Origin of the sequence: Rhodococcus sp. Z13 (assembly GCF_025837095.1) — a bacterium.
In the GTDB taxonomy this organism is placed as follows: Bacteria; Actinomycetota; Actinomycetes; order Mycobacteriales; family Mycobacteriaceae; genus Rhodococcus; species Rhodococcus sacchari.
The window spans coordinates 4,261,763-4,280,425 of record NZ_CP107551.1 but is presented as its reverse complement, the minus strand read 5'-3'; the positions used below and the strand labels follow the sequence as shown (position 1 = coordinate 4,280,425).

Sequence of the window (18,663 nt, the reverse complement as noted above, 5' to 3'; positions counted from 1 at the left end):
AAGTTCGGGATCGCGTGATGTCTCAGACGCGGGCCGGGGCGAGACCGAACGGCACGAAACGGGTGCCGGAGTCGAACCATCCGCTGTGCGGGTCGTCGAGCGAACCGTTCCAGGCGGCGGAGGCGCTGGGAGCGCCGAGGTCGTGGAATGTGCTGCGGTAGAACAGAAGCGGATCGGCCGTCTCGTCGAAGGTGGCGTCGACGATCTCGCCGATGTAGATGACGTGGTCGCCGCCGTCGTATTCGCGCCAGGGGGTGCACGACAGGGTGGCGGCGGTGCCGGCGAGGATCGGGGCGGTGGGGCCCTGTTCCCAGACCGGTCCGGGGGACTGGGGCCGGCCGGCGAAGTGCAGTGCGGTACCGACCTGGTCGGCGGCGAGGATGTTGACCGCGAACGGCGCGCCGGACAGGAACTTGCAGGCCTTGGACGTCCGGGTCAGGGTGACCTGGCACAGGCGGGGTTCGAGCGAGATCGCCGTGAACGCGGTGACGGTCGCGCCGTGCGGCTCTCCGTCGCTGTTCGCGCAGGTGATGACGGTGACGCCGCTGGCGAACTGGCCGAAGATGTTGCGGAGTGTGCGCTGATCCATCTCTCTGCGTCCTCCTGTCCGGTGCGAGTGGGTGGACTTCGATTCGGTGTGACACAGACCATATGGACGGCGCGTCGCTTGTGCGATCCAGTGAGCGCGGTCACTATCCATCTAGCGCGACGAGTGGGTCCAAGGTCCTTGTTTGCCTGGGACCGTGTTCCGCATCACACTGGATGACGCACGCGCGGATCTGCGTAAAAGCGCAGGTCGAGCGCCGATCACGAGCCGAAACGAAGGTGAGGAGCCGATGGCAGTGGAGCCGACTCCGGGGCCGGTCGACTGGGAGGAAGTGGAGGAGGTCGTCTCGAACGCGTACTTCGAGCACGAACTCACACCGCTCGACGACGTCGCGCCGTCGCTGCGGCTCCGCACCCTGCCCCTCGGCCCCATCCGGCTCGCGCGGATCGGGTGGGGAGCGGCGGTGTCGATCCGCAGCGAACATCCGGGCGGATACGCCGTGAACATCCCCGTATCCGGTCGCATCTCCGCAGGTGAGGGGGTTCTTTCGGGGGTCGGCCAGGCCGTGATCTTCCGGCCCGACACCGCCGCCCCGGAGCAGCGGTGGTCACGCGACTGCGAGATCGTCGGGATCAAGCTCGAACGCGACTACCTGCAGCGCGAGATGGCCCGCATCCTGGCCCGGCCCGACCTGCGGCTCCCGGACCGCGTGGACCTGACGACCCCGGCGGGACAGAGCTGGATGACCTTGTTGCGCTCGATCGTCGAACAGCTCAAATCGGACGAAACACTCTGGCGGAATCCGCTTGTCGCCGAGCAGTTGTCGGGTGCGCTGACCTCGTCGTTCATCCTCGCCGTCATGCCCGAGGACGCGGATCCGGCCGGGGGCGCGCGTCCGCGGATCATCAAGCGGGTGCTCGACCGGTTGCACGAGGATCCTGCCTCGGCGTGGACCACCGCCGAGATGGCCGAGGTGGCCGGCGTGAGCGTGCGGCGCCTGCAGGAGGGTTTCCGCGAGTACCTCGGGGTGTGCCCGCGCGACTACCTGCTGGACCTGCGCCTCGAGCGCATCCACGAGGAGCTCGCGGCGGGCGACGCCGCGGAACTGTCGGTCACCGATGTGGCCCTGAAGTGGGGGATCACGCACACCGGACGGTTCGCAGCGGCGTACAAGCGCAAGTACGGGGTGGCGCCGTCGGTGACGCTGCGCCGATGACGGAACCCGAGAGGGGAGCCTCCCGGGAAACTGCTTCCGGACAGGGCTTTCTCAGTGCAGCCGGTAACCGAGTTCGCTGCTGAGGCGCTCGGCGCAGTCCACCACCCGCTTGGCCGCGAGGTCGCGGAAGGACCCGGGGGTGTGCCGGCCCGTCGAGGTGGAACACGCGAGCACGCCGACCGCGTGACCGGTGGTGTCGAAGACCGGGGCGGCGAGGGTGATCAGGCCGTCCTCGAGTTCGGCGAGGGTGAGGGCGTAACCCTGCTCGCGGATCCGCGCCAGTTCGGCCCGCAGATCGTCCGCGTTGTCGATGGTCGAATCCGTGAACCGCTGGAACTGCGTGCGTTCCAGCACCTGGTCCACGAGTTCGCGCGGCGACCAGGCCAGCAGCGCCCGACCCATCGAGGTGGCGAAGGCGGGTACACGTGTGCCGACGGAGACATTGATGCTCATGATCCGGCGCACCGGCACGCGGGCCGCGTAGACGACCTCGGTGCCGTCGAGCACGCCGAGGGACGCGGATTCGCTGGTGTGCTCGGCGATCTCGACGAGCTTCGGCAGTGCGGAGTCCACGAGGGCGTGCGAGGAGGTGTAGTGCTGCCCGATGCTCAGCACGCGCGGGGTGAGCGACCAGCGGGTGCCGTGGGAGGCGACGTAGCCGAGCTTCTGCAGGGTGAGCAGGATCCGGCGGACCGCGGGCCGGGACAGCCCGGTCTTCGAGGCCAGTTCGGCGAGAGTGGGATTCGGATCCTTGTCGTCGAAGGCGTGCAGCACCGCGAAACCGCGCTCGATGCTCTGGATGAAGTCGCGGTCACCGTTACGACCGTTGCCTAGGTCCGTACTCGACATTCCCTCTCCTACCTGCGGACTCCTCGATGTTGCCCGATTCGGTGTTGACAAGCGGTGTGACACCCCGCACAGTATGTGATGTACGCACTGCGACACACAAGTACGCACAGCGTACAAATCCGGTGATCGCCTTCAGCCCCGTCGTGTCGCACCGGCCATTCGCTTCCCGACAGTTCCCCAGCCCTTCCGAGGAGAGCCATGACCACCATGGAGAACCCCACCGCCTTCGGGTCCGGCAACGCCGCCACCGACAAGTTCAAGGCCGAGCGCGTCACGTCGGACACCTCCGTCGAGCGTGCATCGGCGATCTACCAGGACGTGCTCGGAGCCCTCGCCGACGTCATCCACAAGCACCAGGTCACCTACGACGAGTACCGCGTGCTCAAGCAGTGGCTCATCGACGTCGGCGAATACGGCGAGTGGCCCCTCTTCCTCGACGTCTTCCTCGAGCACGAGATCGAGAAGGTCCACTACGAGCGCAAGGGCTTCGCCGGCACCAAGGGTTCCATCGAGGGCCCCTACTACGTCCCGGACAGCCCGCGCCTGCCGGCCAAGTGCACGATGCCGATGCGGGAGCAGGACAGGCTCGCCCCGTCCCTGATCTTCAAGGGCCAGGTCACCGACCTCGAGGGCAACGGCCTGCCCGGCGCCACCGTCGAACTGTGGCACGCCGACGAGGAGGGCTTCTACTCGCAGTTCGCCCCCGGCATCCCCGAATGGAACCTGCGCGGCACCGTCGAGGTCGACGAGAACGGCAACTTCGAGATCACCACGCTCAAGCCGGCCCCCTACAAGATCCCGGCCGACGGACCGACCGGCTGGATGATCCAGTCCTACGGCGGCCACCCCTGGCGCCCGGCCCACCTGCACCTCATGGTGAAGGCCCCCGGCAAGCGCTCGATCACCACCCAGCTGTACTTCAAGGGCGGCGAGTGGGTCGACGACGACGTCGCGACGGCCGTCAAGCCCGAACTCATCCTGGATCCGCAGCCCAACGCCGCCGGCATCGAGGAAGTGACCTACAACTTCGTGCTCGACCCCGATGCCTGATCCGCACCACGGACGATGCCTGATCCACACCACATGAGTACCCGGTGCGCGTGACGAATGCCGGTGTCCCCGAGGGGCACCGGCATTCGTGCTGCGCGCGGTACCGGGATGTCCCCCGTCACGACCCGACCCCCGATTGTGAGCAGTTCCGATGTCCGACCCCGACCTGAAGATCGCCTCCGTCACCACGACGATCGTCGACGTGCCGCTGATCCGCCCGCACAAGTTCGCCACCACCACCGCCGAGGCCCAGCCGATCCTGCTCGTGGCGGTGACCACCGTCGGCGGCGTCACCGGCTACGGCGAAGGGGTCGTCCCGGGCGGACCGTGGTGGGGTGGCGAGTCGGTCGAGACGATGCAGCAGATCGTCGAGCGGTACATCGGCCCCTACATCGTCGGCCGGGGTGTCGACGAGATCAGTGGTGTCATGGTCGATGTCGAACGCATCGTCGCCAACGCCCGCTTCGCCAAGGCCGCCGTCGAGATCGCCATGCACGACGCGTGGGGTCGCAGCCTCGGTCTGCCGGTCGCGGCGCTGCTCGGCGGCGTGTTCCGCACCGGGGTGGACGTGCGCTGGGCGCTCGGCGCGGCCCCGCTCGAGGAGATCGTCGAGGAGGTCACGCACAAGCGCGAGCAGCGTCTCAACTTCTCCTTCAAGCTCAAGATGGGCGCGCTCGACCCGGCCGTCGACACCGACCGCGTGGTCAAGGTCGTCGAGGCCTTCGGTGGCGAGGTCGGTTTCAGCATCGACGTCAACGCCCGCTGGGATCGGTTCACCGCCCTGCGGTACGTCCCGCAGCTCGTCGACGGCGGCGTCGAACTCATCGAGCAGCCCACGCCCGCAGACCAACTCGACGTCCTCGCCGAGATCAACCGCCGGATCTCCGCGCCCGTGATGGCCGACGAGTCGGTGCAGACCCCGCACGACGCCTACGAGGTCGCCCGGCTCGGCGCCGCCGACGTCATCGCACTCAAGACCACCAAGTGCGGCGGTCTGCAGCGCAGCAAGCAGGTCGTCGCGGTGGCGAAGGCCGCCGGTCTGCGCTGCCACGGCGCCACCTCGATCGAGGGACCGATCGGTACCGCCGCGTCCGTGCACTTCGCGTGCTCCGAGCCGGGCATCGACCACGGCACCGAACTGTTCGGCCCGCAGCTGTTCGCCGTGGAACTGCTGCAGACCCCGCTCGACTACTCCGAGGGGCAGGTGCACCTGCCGGAGGGGCCGGGTCTCGGTGTCGAACTGGACATGGACGTCGTGAAGAAGTACGCCCGCGACTGACCGGCAGGTCGCGGCACCGGGCTCACAGCAGAAGGAGAAACACCATGGCACTGTTCCACGTTCGGATGGACGTCGACATCCCCCGCGACCTCGACCCCGAGGTGCGCGCCGAGACGATCGCGCGGGAGAAGGCCTACAGCCAGGACCTGCAGCGGCAGGGCAAGTGGCGCGAGATCTGGCGGATCGTCGGCAAGTACAGCAACATCTCGATCTTCGACGTCGACTCCGCCGACGAACTCCACGAGATCCTGTGGAACCTGCCGCTGTTCCCCTACATGGACATCGAGGTCACCCCGCTGACGAAGCACGGCTCCGACATCAAGTGAGCCTCCGCACGCGGAGCGGTGGCTCATACTCGGGGTATGAGCCTGCCGCTGCGTGACGTCTACGCCGAGCCGACCCTCGCCGACCTGATGCCGTCGGTGCTCGCGTCCGCGGGGGTCGCCGGCGAGGCCAACCGACTCGCCCTCGCTCCCAGCGACCACACCGTCGTCCTCCTCGTCGACGGCATGGGATGGGAGTTGTTGCAACGCAACACGAAATCCGCGCCGTATCTCACCGGGGTGCCCGGCGCCGCGATCCGCGCCGGGTTCCCCACCACCACCGCGGTCAGCCTCGCCTCCCTCGGCACCGGCCTGCCCTCCGGCCTGCACGGCATCACCGGCTACCAGTCCTACGTCGACGAGATCGAGGCGCCCGTCAACTGGCTCCGCTGGACCGTCGCCGGCACCGCCCTCGACCAGCGCGACGATCTCGTCCCCGAGACCGTGCAACCCCACCCGACGGTGTTCGAACGCGGCCGCCGGGCGGGCCTGGCCGTCACCACTGTCGTCCCCCGCGCGTTCGAGGGCAGCGGCCTGACCCGCGCGGTGCTGCGCGGCGGCAACTTCGTGGGGGTCTCCGCCTACGGCGACCTGCTCGCCCAGGTCGTCGCGGCCGTCGGCGCCGGCGACCGCAGTCTCGTCTACTGCTACATCGGCGAGGTGGACACCCTCGGTCACCTCTACGGCCCCGAATCCCCGGCGTGGCTCGCGCAGCTCACGGTGGTCGACCGGTTCGTCGAACAACTCGCCGCCGCCCTGCCCGCCGGGGTGCGGCTGCTCGTCACCGCCGACCACGGCATGGTCGACGCCTCCCGGGGTCGCCGCCTCGACTTCGACCACGTCCCCGGCCTCGGCGAGGACGTCACCGTCATCGCCGGTGAACCCCGCTGCCGCCACGTCTACACCGACGACGTCGACCGCGTCCTCGAACGCTGGCGCAACGAACTCGGCGACGACGCGTGGGTCGGCACCCGCGACGACGCGCTCGAGGCGTGCCTGTTCGGATCCGACCCCGACCCGGCCCTGACGAAACGCATCGGCGACATCGTGGCCGTCGGACGGGGCGAGGCCTCGGTGATCCGCAGCGAGGGGGAGCAGGTCATGTCGAACCTGCCTGGCCAGCACGGCGCGCTCACCGACGAGGAACTGCTCGTGCCCCTGCTGCGGATCGGGTGACCCGCGACGGAGTGACCGGCGACTCCGCGTGCCGCCGCGGGTGTCGGAACTCTCGATGCCGCGACCCGCATCGGTCACATAGTGTGTGCACATGCGAACGAACACGGTGACCTGGCACGATCGCAGTAGCAGGATCGCGTTGATCCTGCTCTGGGTGGTCCGGATCCTGTTCAAGCCGATCCTGAGCGTGTGGCCGAGCAACGACCTCGGCATCGCCGCGCTCGGCCGGCTGTCGTGGGTGGTCGACCGGATCACCCCCAGGCCGCGGGTCGTGCACATCACCCCCACCGAACTCGGCGGGGTGCCCGGCGAGCGCATCATCTCCCCGAAGCCCGCCGACGACCCGCTCGAGGACGCCACCATCCTCTACTTCCACGGCGGCGGCTTCGTCTTCTGCGGCCCGTCCACCCACCGGCAGCTGTGCGTGCAGCTGGCGCTGGACTCCGGCGCCCCGGTGTACTCGATGGACTACCGGCAGGTGCCGGCCGTCCCGATCGCCGGCTCGGTGCAGGACGCGATGAACGCCTACACGGCGCTGCTCGAGATCGCCGACGACCCCACCCGCATCGTCGTCGGCGGCGACTCCGCGGGCGGCTATCTCGCCGTCAAGGTCGCCGAACTCGCGGCCCGCCGCGGCATCCAGCCCCCCGCCGCGGTCATCGGCTACTCGCCGCTGCTCAACCTCGACCTCGACAAGCACGACCCGGCCTACATGGCGAAGGACGCCTACCTGCCGATCAAGGCCCTCGACAAGCTGCGTCCCCGCTGGTTCGCCGGCGAGGAGGCCATCGAAGGCGAGATGAACCCGGTCGAGGCCGACCCGGTGCTGTTCCCGCCCCTGTTCATGTGCGCCGCCGAATACGAGCTGACCCGCCCCGACGTGGAGATCATGACCGAGCGGCTCGCGTCGGCCGGCAACACGGTGGAGACGCACCTGTGGCGCGGGCAGATCCACGCCTGGCCCGTACTGGCCCGCGCGCTGCCCGAAGCCATGGAACTGATCCGCCTCAGCACCCGGTTCGCGCGGCGCGCGGTCGTCGCCGTCGACACCGACGGGGACCGGACCGCCTGACCACTCAGAGGTTGGTGTCGGGCGGTTCCGGGGTCTCCGGCAGCCCCGCACCGTGCCCGTCGCTTCCCGGCGGGCAGGCCGGCGCGCCGAACGTGTAGGACGTCATCGACAACGAGCCGTACTCGACGCCGTCGACCAACGTCTGCGGCTGCTCCCCGGACTCGGCTGCCAGACCCGCGACGTACAGCAGCGGCAGGAAGTGATCCGGGGTGGGCACGGCCGCGGCGTAATCGGGATGCTCCCGCAGCGCTGCCGCGTCGCCGGGACGGTCCCGCAGCACGGTGGCGACGTCCTCGTCGAACCGGTGCGCCCAGTCGAAACCCGCTCCCGGCCGGTGCGGATCCATGGCACCGAGGTTGTGGACGATGTTGCCGCTCGCCACGATCAGCACCCCGCTCTCGCGCAGCGCGGCGAGCCGGGCACCGAGCTCGACGTGGTAGCCGAGCGGCTTGTACGCGTTGAGCGCGAGCTGCACCACCGGCACGTCCGCCTCGGGGAAGGCATGGGCGAGCACCGACCAGGTGCCGTGGTCGATGCCCCACGAGTCGACGTCGGCACCCACCCAGGTGGGGTGCACGAGATCGGCGATCTCCTCGGCCAGCTCCGGCGCACCCGGCGCCGGATACCGCATGTCGAACAGCTCCTGCGGGAACCCGAAGAAGTCGTGGATGGTGCGCGGCGACCGCATCGCCGTGACCGCCGTGGCGTTGATGAACCAGTGCGCCGAGATCGCCAGGATCGCGCGCGGCGTCGGCACCGACCGGCCGAACGCCGCCCAGGCCTGCGTGTACCGGTTGGACTCGAGGGCGTTGAGCGGGCTGCCGTGGCCGAGGAAGGCGACGGGCATGCGGGTGGACACGTGCGTTACTCCCGGCCGTCCAGCCGGGTCTTCAGCCAGGAGGCCAGGTCGTCGAGGACCCGATCCTTCTCCGGCTCGTTGAACACCTCGTGGAAGAACCCGTCGTACAGCTTCAGCGTGACGTCCTCCGAACCGGCACGCTCGGCGACGAGCTTCCCCCCGGCCGGATCGGCGAGCCGGTCGGCGGTGCCGTGCATCACCAGCAGCGGCACGGTCAGCGACGGCAGACGCTTCTCGACGCTCTCCTCGTTGAGGACGAGGACCCGCGCGAGACCGGCGGGCACCAGACCGTGGTGCACGAGCGGATCCGCGTCGTAGGCCGCCACCACCGCGGGATCGCGGGAGACCGCCCGGCTGTCGAGCTTCTGCACCGGCACGCTCGGCAGGAACCGGCCGACCAGCTTGCCGACCTCGACGACCGGCCTCGGGGTGCCCGAGGTGACGATCACCGCCGGGCCGGACAACACCAGCCCGGTCAGCTTGTCCTGATGGTCGAGGGCGTAGGCGAGGGCGATCGCACCGCCCATCGAGTGCCCGAGCAGGAACAGCGGAAGACCCGGATGGGCGTGCGCCGCCAGATCGACCAGGACGTCGAGGTCGTCGGTGAACTCGCGCATCGCGGTCGCATGCACCCGCTTGCCGCCCGACCGCCCGTGACCACGATGGTCGAGGGCGTAGACGACCAGCCCGAGACCGGTGAGACGCTCGGCGACGTGGTCGTATCGACGCGCGTGCTCCCCGAGTCCGTGACTGAGCACGAGCACACCCGACGGCGCCGTGTCCGGTGACCACACGTCGTACACGATCGGGATTGCGCCGCCGCCGGTGAACGACGACTCGGTGTGCTGCATGAGCCCCTCCTGCGACCTCGTCGAGAGCTGTCCCTGGCATCCTCGCACGGGCCGCGGGGGTGCGGCGCCCGAAAAATCCGTTGACCGGTCCACCGCCGGGCGTACCCTGGAATCTGTGACCCAGGCGCTTCTCTTCCACTGACGACACCCGTTCGCCCCTCGTGACGTAGACCGAGGCGGCGATCCGAGCCGAATCCGCTCCCGGCCGCACACGTGGCCGTTCGTCAGAAGCGCATCCGCCCGCCGCCGTTGTGGGACGAGTGTGCCTCCACCCGGAGGAAATGCATGACCATCGACATCTCTCTACCCCTGCGTTCGCAGGCCCAGCTCGGCGCCGTCGACGTGCACCTCGTACGCGACGGTCATCCCGTGCTGCGCGGCGTCGGCCTCACCGTCACTCCCGGCTCCCGCCTCGGCGTGGTCGGGGAGAACGGGCGCGGCAAGTCCACACTCCTGCACGTGCTCGCAGGACGTCTCGAACCCGACTCCGGTTCGGTGCGGCGCTTCGGATCCCTGGGCCTCGCCGAGCAGGAGATGACCGCCGACGCCGGCCGCACCGTGGGTGATCTGATCGACGTCGAACTCGCCCACGTCCGCGCCGTGCTGCGGGCCCTCGACGAGAGCGTCGTGGCGCTCGCGGACGAGCGGCCCGGTGCCGTCGAGGACTACGCGGAGGCGCTGGACGCCGCCGAACGCCTCGACGCGTGGGACGCCGACCGGCGCGTGGACACCGCCCTCGAGGCGCTCGGCGCCGTCACCGACAGGTCGCGGCCGCTGGCGCAGATGTCGGTGGGGCAGCGCTATCGGGTGCGTCTGGCCGCCCTGCTCGGGGCCGAGCACGACTTCCTGCTGCTCGACGAGCCGACCAACCATCTCGACGCGTCGGGTCTCGAATACCTCACCGAGTGCCTGCAGAACACCCGCAGCGGTGTGGTGCTCGTCAGCCACGACCGTGCCCTGCTCACCGATGTGGCCACGTCGATCCTGGACCTGAATCCCAGCCGCGACGGCCGGCCCCGCCTCTACGGCGGCGGATACAGCGGATTCCGCACCGGCCGGGCGGCCGAATATGCCCGGTGGGTCGACGAATACGCGCACCAGCAGGCCGAGCAGGCGAAGCTCTCCGCGGATCTCGAGGCCGCGCAGGACCGGCTCGTCACCGGATGGCGGCCCGAGAAGGGCACGGGGAAGCATCAACGGGCTACGCGCGCACCGGCTCTGGTGCAGTCGGTGCGCCGCCGTCAGGACGCACTGGACGAACATGCGGTGTCGGTTCCCGTACCGCCCCTGCAGTTCTCGATGCCGACGCTCGGCGTGGACCTCGACGGGATCGACCCCGACGCGCCGCTGATCCGGCTCGAGGACGCGGTGGTGAAGGGCCGGCTCGACATCCCGGTCACGCTCGCGCTCGGCGCCGGGGCGCGGCTCGTGATCACCGGGCCGAACGGCGCCGGGAAGTCGACGCTGCTCGCCGTCCTCGCCGGTGAGATCGACACGACCTCCGGCAACCGCGAGAGCGATCCGGAGGTGCGCATCGGACGGCTCGCGCAGGAATCGCCGTCGCCGTCGTCCGCCCGGGTGCGGGAGGTCTACGACACCCACGTCGGCGAACTCGTCCTCGCCGGGCTCGTCCCGGGCGAGGGCGCAGTGGATCTCGACGAACTCGGCCTGTTCACCGAACGGGATCTCGGCAAGCGGGTGCGCGACCTGTCGATGGGGCAGCAGCGCCGCCTCGACCTGGCGATGGTGCTCGCCGCGCGGCCGCACGTGCTGCTGCTCGACGAGCCCACCAACCACCTGTCGGTGACCCTCGTGGACGAACTGACCGAGGCGCTGGGCGCGACGGACGCGGCCGTGGCGCTGGCGACCCACGACCGGCAGATGCGCCGCGACATCGCCCACTGGCCGCATCTCGCCCTGGGATAGGCCGGAACAACCACGCAGGAGGAGGATTCGGAACGTGAGCGTCCGGTGGCGGGCGGTGGCCCCGCTGCGGCACGGTGACTACCGCCTGCTGATCGGGGCGGTGGCCGCCGAGTTGTTCGCATCGGGGATGTGGACCGTGGTGATGGTCTTCCAGGTGATCGCGATCCGGGACGACCCCACCGCGCTGTCCTCGGTGGCGGCGTGCCTGAGCGGGGGTCTGCTCGCCTTCGCGCTCGTGGGCGGGATCGCCGCGGACCGGTTGCCGAAACGCGGTGTGCTGATCGCGGTGCAGGTCGCGAACGTCGTCTCGGTCTCCACGGTGACCGCGCTCGCGCTGACCGGTGCACTCGCCCTGTGGCACATGGCGATGGCGTCGGCGGTGCTCGGTGCGGGCACGGCGTTCTTCTTCCCCACCTACACCGCGCTACTGCCGCACGTACTGCCCGCCGACGAACTGCTCGCCGCCAACGGGATGGAGGGGGCGCTGCGCCCGACCCTGCAGCAGGGCACGGGACCGGCGGTGGCCGGCATGGTGGTCGGGGCGTTCCTCCCGGCGACCGGTGCGTTCGTCGTGGCGGCCGTCCACGCCTGCGCGCTCGTGCTGCTGCTGTGCGTCCGCCCGCCACGGGAGGACCCCGCCGAGCATCCGGAGGAGAAGGCGGGTGTGCTCGCGGATCTGAAGGAGGGGATCGCCTTCACGATCGGCACCCCCTGGCTGCTGTGGACGCTCGTCGCGGCGTGCGTGATGACCTTCGTCGTGATGGGGCCGGTCGAGGTGCTGCTGCCGTTCCTCACCCGCGAGCTGTTCGACGACGGGGAACGCCGATTCGGCTGGCTCCTCGCCGCGTTCGGTGCCGGTGGGGCACTCGGCTCGCTGATGGTGTCGTCGCGGCCGCTGCCGCGCCGGTACCTGACGGTCATGCTGATGTGCTGGGGTGCCGGAACGTTGCCGCTCGCGGTGTTCGCGTTCACCACCTCGTATCCGGTCATGCTCACGGCGACCTTCGTCATCGGATTCTTCGACGCCGCCGGGATGGTGCTGTGGGGGACGTTGCTGCAGCGACGGGTGCCACTGGGGATGATCGGCCGGGTGGCGAGCCTGGACTTCTTCGTCTCGCTCGCCCTCATGCCGCTGTCGATCGCGGTGACGGGACCGCTGGCCGCGGTGGTGCCGTGGTGGATCGTCTTCACGGTCGCCGGGGTGACGCCGTTCGTGCTGATGGCCGTCGCGCTCGTCGCCGGGCGGATGTTCGCGGACGAGATCGCGAATCCGCTGGACACCGGCAACGAGCGCGTCGACACCACGGTGGTGCGGCAGAACTAGGGTCTCGGCTCCGTGACGGCCGGTGCTGCGACACGCTCGGTCGCGGCGGTGGCCGGTCGCGCCGGACGCATCGCCAGCAGGGTGCCGGCGGCCAGCACCACGACGCCCGCCACGGCGAAGTAGAGCTGTTCCGGGGTCCATCCGGCATCGAGGAGTACCCCGGCCGCGGTGGGCGCGAGGATCGCACCGGCCCGGCCGATGCCGATCGCGGAACCCACGCCGGTGGCGCGGATCTGCGGCCCGTACAGCGACGGTGCGAGGGTGTACAGGCCCGCGACGCAACCGTTGATGAGTCCGCCGATGACGATGCCGATCGTGAAGGCCAGCATCAGGGTGGAGATCGACAGGATGAACACGGCCATCGTCGCCGCGGCGCTCACGGTGAAGGCGACGAGCACGGTCCGGGTCGTCCAGCGGCTCGCGAGCACCCCGAACAGGACGGAGCCCACGGTGCCACCGAGTGTGAGCATCATTCCGGCGGTGGCGCTCTGGTCCTTGCTGAGACCGGCGGTCTCGAGCAGGGAGGGCGTCCACGAGTTCACGAAGTAGAAGCCGAACATGGTGGTGAAGAAGGCCGCCCACAACAGGATTGTCGGCCGGGTGTTGCCGCCGGTGAACAGATCCGTGATGCGTCCGGCGCGGACCTCGGACCTGTCGGCGGGCGCGACGAGAGCCGGCACGGGATCCTGCCCGATGCGCCGGGCGATGGCGTTGATCCGCTTGAGGTCGCCCGGCCGTCCGCGGCCGGTGAGGAAGTCGAGGGATTCGGGCAGCAGGGCGGCGAGCAGCGCCAGCACCGTGCCGGTCAGGACCGCACCGACGACGAAGACGGAACGCCAGCCGTACCCGCTCTGCAGGCTCACGGCGGCGAGACCACCGATCGTGGCTCCGACGCCGTAACCGGCGGTGTAGATGCTGATGGCCAGTCCCCGCCACCGGGCGGAGGAGTACTCGCTGGCGATCACCGTCGTGCAGGCCAGCACACCACCGATGCCGAGTCCGGTGAGCACGCGCCAGATCCCGAGTTCCCAGGCCGATCCCGCGGTGGCGGACAGGCCCATGCCGGCGGCGGCGAGCGCCACCGACAGCAGGATCAGGGGGCGGCGGCCGATGCGGTCGGCGACCGGTGCGAGGGTCAGTGCACCCACCGCCATACCGATCAGTCCTGCGCTGAGCAGGATTCCGATCTCGGAGCCGCTCAGGGCGAAGTCGGCACCGATGCTCTTGGCGGTGAAGGCCAGTGCCATGACGTCGAAGCCGTCGAGGATGTTCAGCACGACGCACAGGGTGACGATCATCCACTGGTAGAGGTGCATCGGCGCGGCGTCGATGCGTGCGCGAAGGTCCATGGGATTCCTCGGGGATGGAAGGACGCGATGGTCAGGGAAGGTCGAGCGTGACGACACCCGGCGTCGACCCGGAGGGGGACCCGGGAACACGGGATACACGGGATACGCAGGCACACATGCGATCCGACTCCGTCTTCTGCTGTTCGTCGAAGAAGACGTCGCGGTGGTCGATCCGCCCCGCGAGCGAGGCGACACCCACTTGGCACAGGCCGCACTCTCCCTTGCGGCAGTCGAACATCATGTCCACGCCCGCGCGTTCGAGGGCGTCGAGCATCGACTCCCCGGTACCGACGGTGGTGGTGACCCCGAGGTCGGGGATGTCCACCACGAACTCCTCGGCGTCGAACCAGCCGCTGTTGCCGAAGGTTTCGTACCGGAGGTTGGGGGAGGGCAGGTCGCGGTCGCTCCAGCCACGGCGCACGGCGTCCATCAACCGGATCGGACCGCACATGTACAGTTCGGTGCCGGCGTCCACGTCGTCGAGCAGTGCGGCGACGTCGAGACCGGTGCCCTCGTCGTCGACGTGCAGATCGAGCCGGTCACCGTGGAGCGCTTCGAGTTCGGGGACGAACGCCATCGCCGAGTGGCTGCGACCGACGTACACGAACCGGTAGTCGGCGCCGAGCCGGCGCAGGACCGCGCCCATTGCGGCGACCGCGGTGATGCCGACACCACCGGCGAGCAACACGTAGCGGGGCGCGCCGACCCGCAACGGGAAGTTCTGCAGGGGCGCGGTGACGGCGAGAGTGTCGCCGGGGCGCAGTCCGTGCATGAAGGCGGAGCCGCCGCGGGAGGTGGGGGACAGGTGGACGCCGAGGGTGACGGTGTGCCCGTCGGCGCCGCCGGCGACGACGGAGTACGAACGCGTGTCGCCCGAGGGCAGCCGGACGTCGACGTGGGAGCCGGGTTCGGCTCGGGTCGCGGTGTCGGTGGCGACGACGATCTCGGCGATCGAGTCGGCGACGCGGGTGGTGCTCACGACCCGGCCGCGCAGCCAGCGGACCTGGTTGGTGCTCATGTCAGTGGGCTCCCTCGGGAACAGCGCTGTGCGACGGATACTTTCGTTCGGCTTCGATCATGCGCTGGATCAGGCGCCGCACCCACATACCGCCGGCGTCGATGTTGAGGTTGTAGAACTCGTGACCGGGATTGGCCTCGATGGCCTTCTGTTGCGCGGTGAGCATCGCCTCGTCCTCCCCGAACACCCCGTGCACGCCGTCGCGCAGCTGCGTGGTGATGAGCTGACTGTCGAGACGGTAGTTGCGCATGAAGGCCCAGAAGTACAGGGCGGTGCGCTCGTCGACCGGAGAGATGGTGTTCATGACGAAACCGTTGACACCCTGACTCCGATCCCCTTCGGGTGCACCGGTTCCGGTCTTGGCCACACCCACGTCGATGCGGATCGTGGACGGCGCCTGGAACTCGATGATCTGCCAGCGGTCCACCCTGCCCTCGAAGCCGGGGAACCTGTCGCGCATGTTCTTCAGCCAGAAGGGAGGTGCCTCGATGTCGTGCATCCAGCGGGTGACCGTGACGGTGCGGTCGTCGTGGGTGACGACGAAATCGGATTCGCTGAGTTCGTCCTGCCCGATGGACGACGAGTGCACGAACTCCTCGTGTGTGAGGTCCATGAGGTTGTCGAGGACGAGCTGGTAGTTGGCCTGCACGTCGATGGTGCGACCGTCGCCGGCCCAGTCGGGAGAGTCCATCTGGAACATGTCGGGGATCAGGTCGGGATCGGCCCGGGTGGGATCGCCCGGCCACACCCAGACGAACCGGTGGCGTTGCACGACGGGATGGGAGGCGACCATCGCGGACGGGTTGATCGTCTTCTGGGCGGGCATGTGGGTGCAGCGGCCCGCGGAGTTGTACTGAGGTTTTCTCACCAGAGAGTCACCGACGACAGCAAAGACATCCGAACGGTGTGGCGTGAAAAGAGGACGTGGGGTCCTGCCTGGTAGGGATTGTTTCGAGCAAGAAGCAACCCGGAGCAGGACCCCACGTGATTACCTATCGTGCCACGCTCGACGTGCCCGAGCACACCCTGACCTTCGTCGCCCGTATCCTCGCTGCCCACCGCCGCAGGACCGATCGCCGGCCGTGGCAGCGGGCCGCGACCGTCTACGTCCAGGCTCTGATGGTGCTGCGGTGGTTCCGCGACGGCACCGACGTCGCCACCCTGGCGCGCGATGCCCGCATCTCGCAGGCCACCGCCTACCGGTATCTCCACGAAGGTATCGACGTGATCGCTGCGCACGCCCCGGACCTGCACGACGTGCTCGAACGTGGGATCGAGTCCGGCTGGGAGCATGTCTGTCTCGACGGCACCCTCATCGCCTCGACTCGCTGCCGGGAGCGTTCCGAGTCCGGGCACGACGTGTGGTACTCGGGTAAACATCGCCGCCACGGCGGCAACGTCCAGGTCCTGACCGATCCGACCGGCTACCCGATCTGGGTGTCCGAGGTTGCCCCCGGTTCGGTGCACGACCTCACCGCTGCTCGTCGGGGCGGGATCCTCGGCGCCCTCTACCACGCTGCCGCCGGCGGGATGCCCACCCTCGCCGACAAGGGGTACACCGGTGCCGGGATCGGCGTCCACGTCCCGACGAAAGGCCGTGATCTCGATATCGGCACTCGTTGCCGCAACACGCTGCTGTCTGCGATGCGTGCTCCGGCCGAACGCGCGAACGCGCTGCTGAAGACCCGGTGGAAGGCGCTGCAGCGAATCAGTCTATGTCCGTGGAGGATCGGCTCGATCGCTGCTGCGGCTCTCGTTCTTCTTCACCTGCAAGCACCGGCCTGGTGAGAAAACCTCACTGCAGCCCGTGATACGGGCACCGGATGCCGTCGGAGCCGACGAGCGTGCCCATCGACAGGGGTGCGAGACGGTGCCAGCAGGCGTCGGCGAGTGCGACGGGGCGTCCGTCCTCGGTGCGGTAGAGCGCCATCGGTTTCCCGGCGATGGTGCGCGACAGGATCTCGCGGCGCCCCACCTCGTGATCCCAGGCGGCGACGTACCAGGCGTCGAGGGGGAAGTCCATGTTCTTCGCAGTCGCCCCGCTGGGGCCGAGGTCGGTCATGTCTGTATCTCCGAACCGCCGAGAGGATGAATAACTATCTATGTAGATAGTGGTGAGCTGGGACACACACTATCTATCGATATAGTTATTTGCAAGGGTGGGATACTCGCTCCGGAAAGGTGGTGGTCCATGAGCCTGCGGTACGCGCTGCTCGCCCTGCTCACCGCCGAGCCCCTGACCGGCTACGACGCTGCGAAACGGTTCGGCGCCTCGGTCGGGCACGTGTGGCACGCCCCCGACTCGCAGATCTACCCCGAACTGCGCCGCATGGAGCGCGAGGGCCTGATCGCGGGGGAACAGGTGCGCTGGGGGCCCAACAGCACCAAGACCCGCTACTCGATCACCGACGAGGGTGTCCGCGCCTTCCGCGACTGGATGGCGACACCCCTGGACTACGCCCCGGTGCGCGACGCCGCGCACATGCGCGCCGCCTACTTCGAATGGACCGACCCGGACCGCGCGCGCGAGTGCCTGCAGCGGCACATCGAGCACTACACCGAGCAGATCGCGCGGTGGAGGGCCACGCGCGAGGCGATCCTCGATCTCACCAACGACACCATCGCGACGCGCATGCGGAAGTTCCCCGTCGAGGACCACGAGCGGATCATCGCGTTCAAGGCATTTGCCTACGACGGGCTCATCGGCCGGGGCGAAGCGGAGATCGCGTGGGCCAGGCAGGGTCTCGAACTGCTCGACAAGCTCGCCCCCGCGGAGGAGTGACCGGGCGTCAGGACGCGCTGTCGGTGGGCGGCACGATCGAGTGCGCCAGCGCCTGCAGGAGGAACTCGAGCTGAGGATTGGGCGCGGTGTTGCTGCGCACCACCCCGCACACCGGCACCCGCAGCCGGTGATTGAGCTCGCGCATGAACTTCAGGCCCTTGCGCGGGGTCTCGGCGGCGGTGCCCGAGTAGAGCACCGTCCAGGCGCGGGGATTCGTGAGCACCTCGAGAGTGGCCGTGTGATCGCTCGCGATCGCCGGGCCGAGCCGCACGCGACGTCCCACTTCGACGAACGCCTCCTCGACGACGCGGTGCAGCAGCACCTGGTTGCTGCGCGGCGGCAGCAGCAGGGGGTAGTGCGCCAGATCGCCGATCTCGACGGTGGAGAAGGCCGACAACGGGTGCTGCGTCGAGGTGACGATCACCAGTTCCTCGATCCCGAGATGGATCGTCTCGAGTCCCGGCCGGTCGACCTCACCGCGGATCAGGGCGAGATCGGCCTCCCCGGAGGCCACGGCGTTCACGCGGTCGGTGAAGTCCTTGATGACGAACTCCACGTCGAGGTTGGGGTGGCGCTCGCGCACACTCGAGATGGCGTCGAGGCTCTGCGACGCGAAGCTCATGTTCGCGGTGATCCGGATGCTCTCGCGGGGCTCGTGGCCCACCTCGAGCGCCTTCGCCTCGAGGGCGAGCACCTCGGCGGCGATGGGCATCAGGCGGTGGCCGGCGGGCGTGAGCTTGACCGAGCGGGTGGTGCGATCGAACAGGGAGGTGCCCACCTCCTGCTCGAGCTTCGCGATCTGATGACTGATCGCGGACTGGGAGATGAAGCAGCGCTGAGCGGCCCGCGAGAAGCTGCCCTCCTCGCCGACGGCGAAGAAGTAGCGCAGCTGCCGGAAGTCCATCGCTCCTCCACATCGACCGCATTCATGAGCAAGACAGATAACAGTTTTTCGAATATCCCAGGTTACTGGATAACAGGGTCCTTGGTCCCTACGGTGGTTGTCATACATCAACGGAGATGGCTCACAAGGCGTGGAGGT

General features: G+C 69.1%; 18 protein-coding genes and 1 pseudogene. 10 read left to right on the top strand and 9 right to left on the bottom strand.

All coding sequences use genetic code 11. The features are described from left to right. Positions 1-22 precede the first annotated feature (22 nt). Positions 23-589: a flavin reductase family protein gene (locus tag OED52_RS19550; protein ID WP_264152469.1), complete on the bottom strand. Its 567-nt coding sequence runs from the start codon at positions 587-589 to the stop codon at positions 23-25. Positions 590-836: 247 nt separating this feature from the next. On the opposite strand from OED52_RS19550, the gene OED52_RS19545 reads away from it, so the two are divergent. Then, positions 837-1,763 carry an AraC family transcriptional regulator gene (locus OED52_RS19545; RefSeq protein WP_413247690.1) on the top strand — a complete coding sequence of 309 codons (927 nt, stop codon included), beginning with the start codon at positions 837-839 and terminating at the stop codon, positions 1,761-1,763. A gap of 51 nt (positions 1,764-1,814) precedes the next feature. Here the strand turns inward: OED52_RS19545 and OED52_RS19540 are convergent, their stop codons facing one another. Continuing rightward, entirely contained in the window at positions 1,815-2,612 is a 798-nt protein-coding gene (locus OED52_RS19540) for an IclR family transcriptional regulator domain-containing protein (protein ID WP_264152468.1), read from the bottom strand. Positions 2,613-2,810: 198 nt separating this feature from the next. Between OED52_RS19540 and catA the strand changes: the two genes are divergently transcribed. The 5 genes from catA (at position 2,811) to OED52_RS19515 (ending at position 7,512) form a co-directional block, all read left to right on the top strand. Then, entirely contained in the window at positions 2,811-3,662 is an 852-nt protein-coding gene (gene catA / locus OED52_RS19535; protein ID WP_264152467.1) for a catechol 1,2-dioxygenase, read from the top strand. A gap of 151 nt (positions 3,663-3,813) precedes the next feature. After that, positions 3,814-4,941, top strand: a complete 1,128-nt coding sequence (locus OED52_RS19530; RefSeq protein ID WP_264152466.1) for a muconate/chloromuconate family cycloisomerase — start codon at positions 3,814-3,816, stop codon at positions 4,939-4,941. 44 nt (positions 4,942-4,985) lie between these two features. Continuing rightward, positions 4,986-5,267: a muconolactone Delta-isomerase gene (catC, locus tag OED52_RS19525; protein ID WP_264152465.1), complete on the top strand. Its 282-nt coding sequence runs from the start codon at positions 4,986-4,988 to the stop codon at positions 5,265-5,267. 36 nt (positions 5,268-5,303) lie between these two features. Next, positions 5,304-6,440: an alkaline phosphatase family protein gene (locus OED52_RS19520; protein ID WP_264152464.1), complete on the top strand. Its 1,137-nt coding sequence runs from the start codon at positions 5,304-5,306 to the stop codon at positions 6,438-6,440. Between the two features lie 91 nt (positions 6,441-6,531). Further along, positions 6,532-7,512: an alpha/beta hydrolase gene (locus tag OED52_RS19515; RefSeq protein WP_264152463.1), complete on the top strand. Its 981-nt coding sequence runs from the start codon at positions 6,532-6,534 to the stop codon at positions 7,510-7,512. A 4-nt stretch (positions 7,513-7,516) separates the two neighbouring features. Here OED52_RS19515 and ygiD read toward each other — a convergent pair whose 3' ends face one another. Next, entirely contained in the window at positions 7,517-8,359 is an 843-nt protein-coding gene (gene ygiD / locus OED52_RS19510) for a 4,5-DOPA-extradiol-dioxygenase (protein ID WP_264154777.1), read from the bottom strand. Between the two features lie 17 nt (positions 8,360-8,376). Continuing rightward, complete coding sequence (locus OED52_RS19505; RefSeq protein WP_264152462.1) at positions 8,377-9,222, bottom strand: alpha/beta hydrolase; 846 nt, start codon at positions 9,220-9,222, stop codon at positions 8,377-8,379. Positions 9,223-9,507: 285 nt separating this feature from the next. Between OED52_RS19505 and OED52_RS19500 the strand changes: the two genes are divergently transcribed. Together OED52_RS19500 and OED52_RS19495 are read left to right on the top strand one after the other, a co-directional pair. After that, positions 9,508-11,148, top strand: a complete 1,641-nt coding sequence (locus OED52_RS19500; RefSeq protein WP_264152461.1) for an ABC-F family ATP-binding cassette domain-containing protein — start codon at positions 9,508-9,510, stop codon at positions 11,146-11,148. Positions 11,149-11,173: 25 nt separating this feature from the next. After that, positions 11,174-12,472: an MFS transporter gene (locus tag OED52_RS19495; RefSeq protein WP_264154776.1), complete on the top strand. Its 1,299-nt coding sequence runs from the start codon at positions 11,174-11,176 to the stop codon at positions 12,470-12,472. Here the strand turns inward: OED52_RS19495 and OED52_RS19490 are convergent. The 3 genes from OED52_RS19490 to OED52_RS19480 are packed head-to-tail and all read right to left on the bottom strand — an operon-like array spanning position 12,469 to position 15,665. Beyond that, on the bottom strand, positions 12,469-13,821 hold the full coding sequence (locus tag OED52_RS19490; RefSeq protein WP_264152460.1) for an MFS transporter: 1,353 nt from the start codon (positions 13,819-13,821) through the stop codon (positions 12,469-12,471). The two genes, OED52_RS19495 and OED52_RS19490, sit on opposite strands and share 4 nt — an antisense overlap. A 31-nt stretch (positions 13,822-13,852) precedes the next feature. After that, entirely contained in the window at positions 13,853-14,839 is a 987-nt protein-coding gene (locus OED52_RS19485; protein WP_264152459.1) for a PDR/VanB family oxidoreductase, read from the bottom strand. A 1-nt stretch (position 14,840) separates the two neighbouring features. Next, on the bottom strand, positions 14,841-15,665 hold the full coding sequence (locus tag OED52_RS19480) for an aromatic ring-hydroxylating dioxygenase subunit alpha (RefSeq protein WP_264154775.1): 825 nt from the start codon (positions 15,663-15,665) through the stop codon (positions 14,841-14,843). Between the two features lie 158 nt (positions 15,666-15,823). Here OED52_RS19480 and OED52_RS19475 point away from each other — a divergent pair, with 158 nt between their 5' ends. Continuing rightward, entirely contained in the window at positions 15,824-16,627 is an 804-nt protein-coding gene (locus OED52_RS19475; RefSeq protein WP_145690968.1) for an IS5 family transposase, read from the top strand. A gap of 10 nt (positions 16,628-16,637) precedes the next feature. Here the strand turns inward: OED52_RS19475 and OED52_RS19470 are convergent. Then, positions 16,638-16,901: pseudogene (locus tag OED52_RS19470) on the bottom strand (Rieske 2Fe-2S domain-containing protein); the annotation flags it as partial. A gap of 129 nt (positions 16,902-17,030) precedes the next feature. Between OED52_RS19470 and OED52_RS19465 the strand changes: the two are divergent. Further along, a complete protein-coding gene (locus OED52_RS19465; RefSeq protein ID WP_264152458.1) occupies positions 17,031-17,621 on the top strand; it encodes a PadR family transcriptional regulator in 591 nt (196 codons plus the stop codon). A 7-nt stretch (positions 17,622-17,628) separates the two neighbouring features. Here OED52_RS19465 and OED52_RS19460 read toward each other — a convergent pair whose 3' ends face one another. Further along, positions 17,629-18,525 (bottom strand): LysR family transcriptional regulator, encoded by an 897-nt coding sequence (locus tag OED52_RS19460; RefSeq protein ID WP_264152457.1) that lies wholly within the window; start codon positions 18,523-18,525, stop codon positions 17,629-17,631. Positions 18,526-18,663 lie beyond the last annotated feature (138 nt).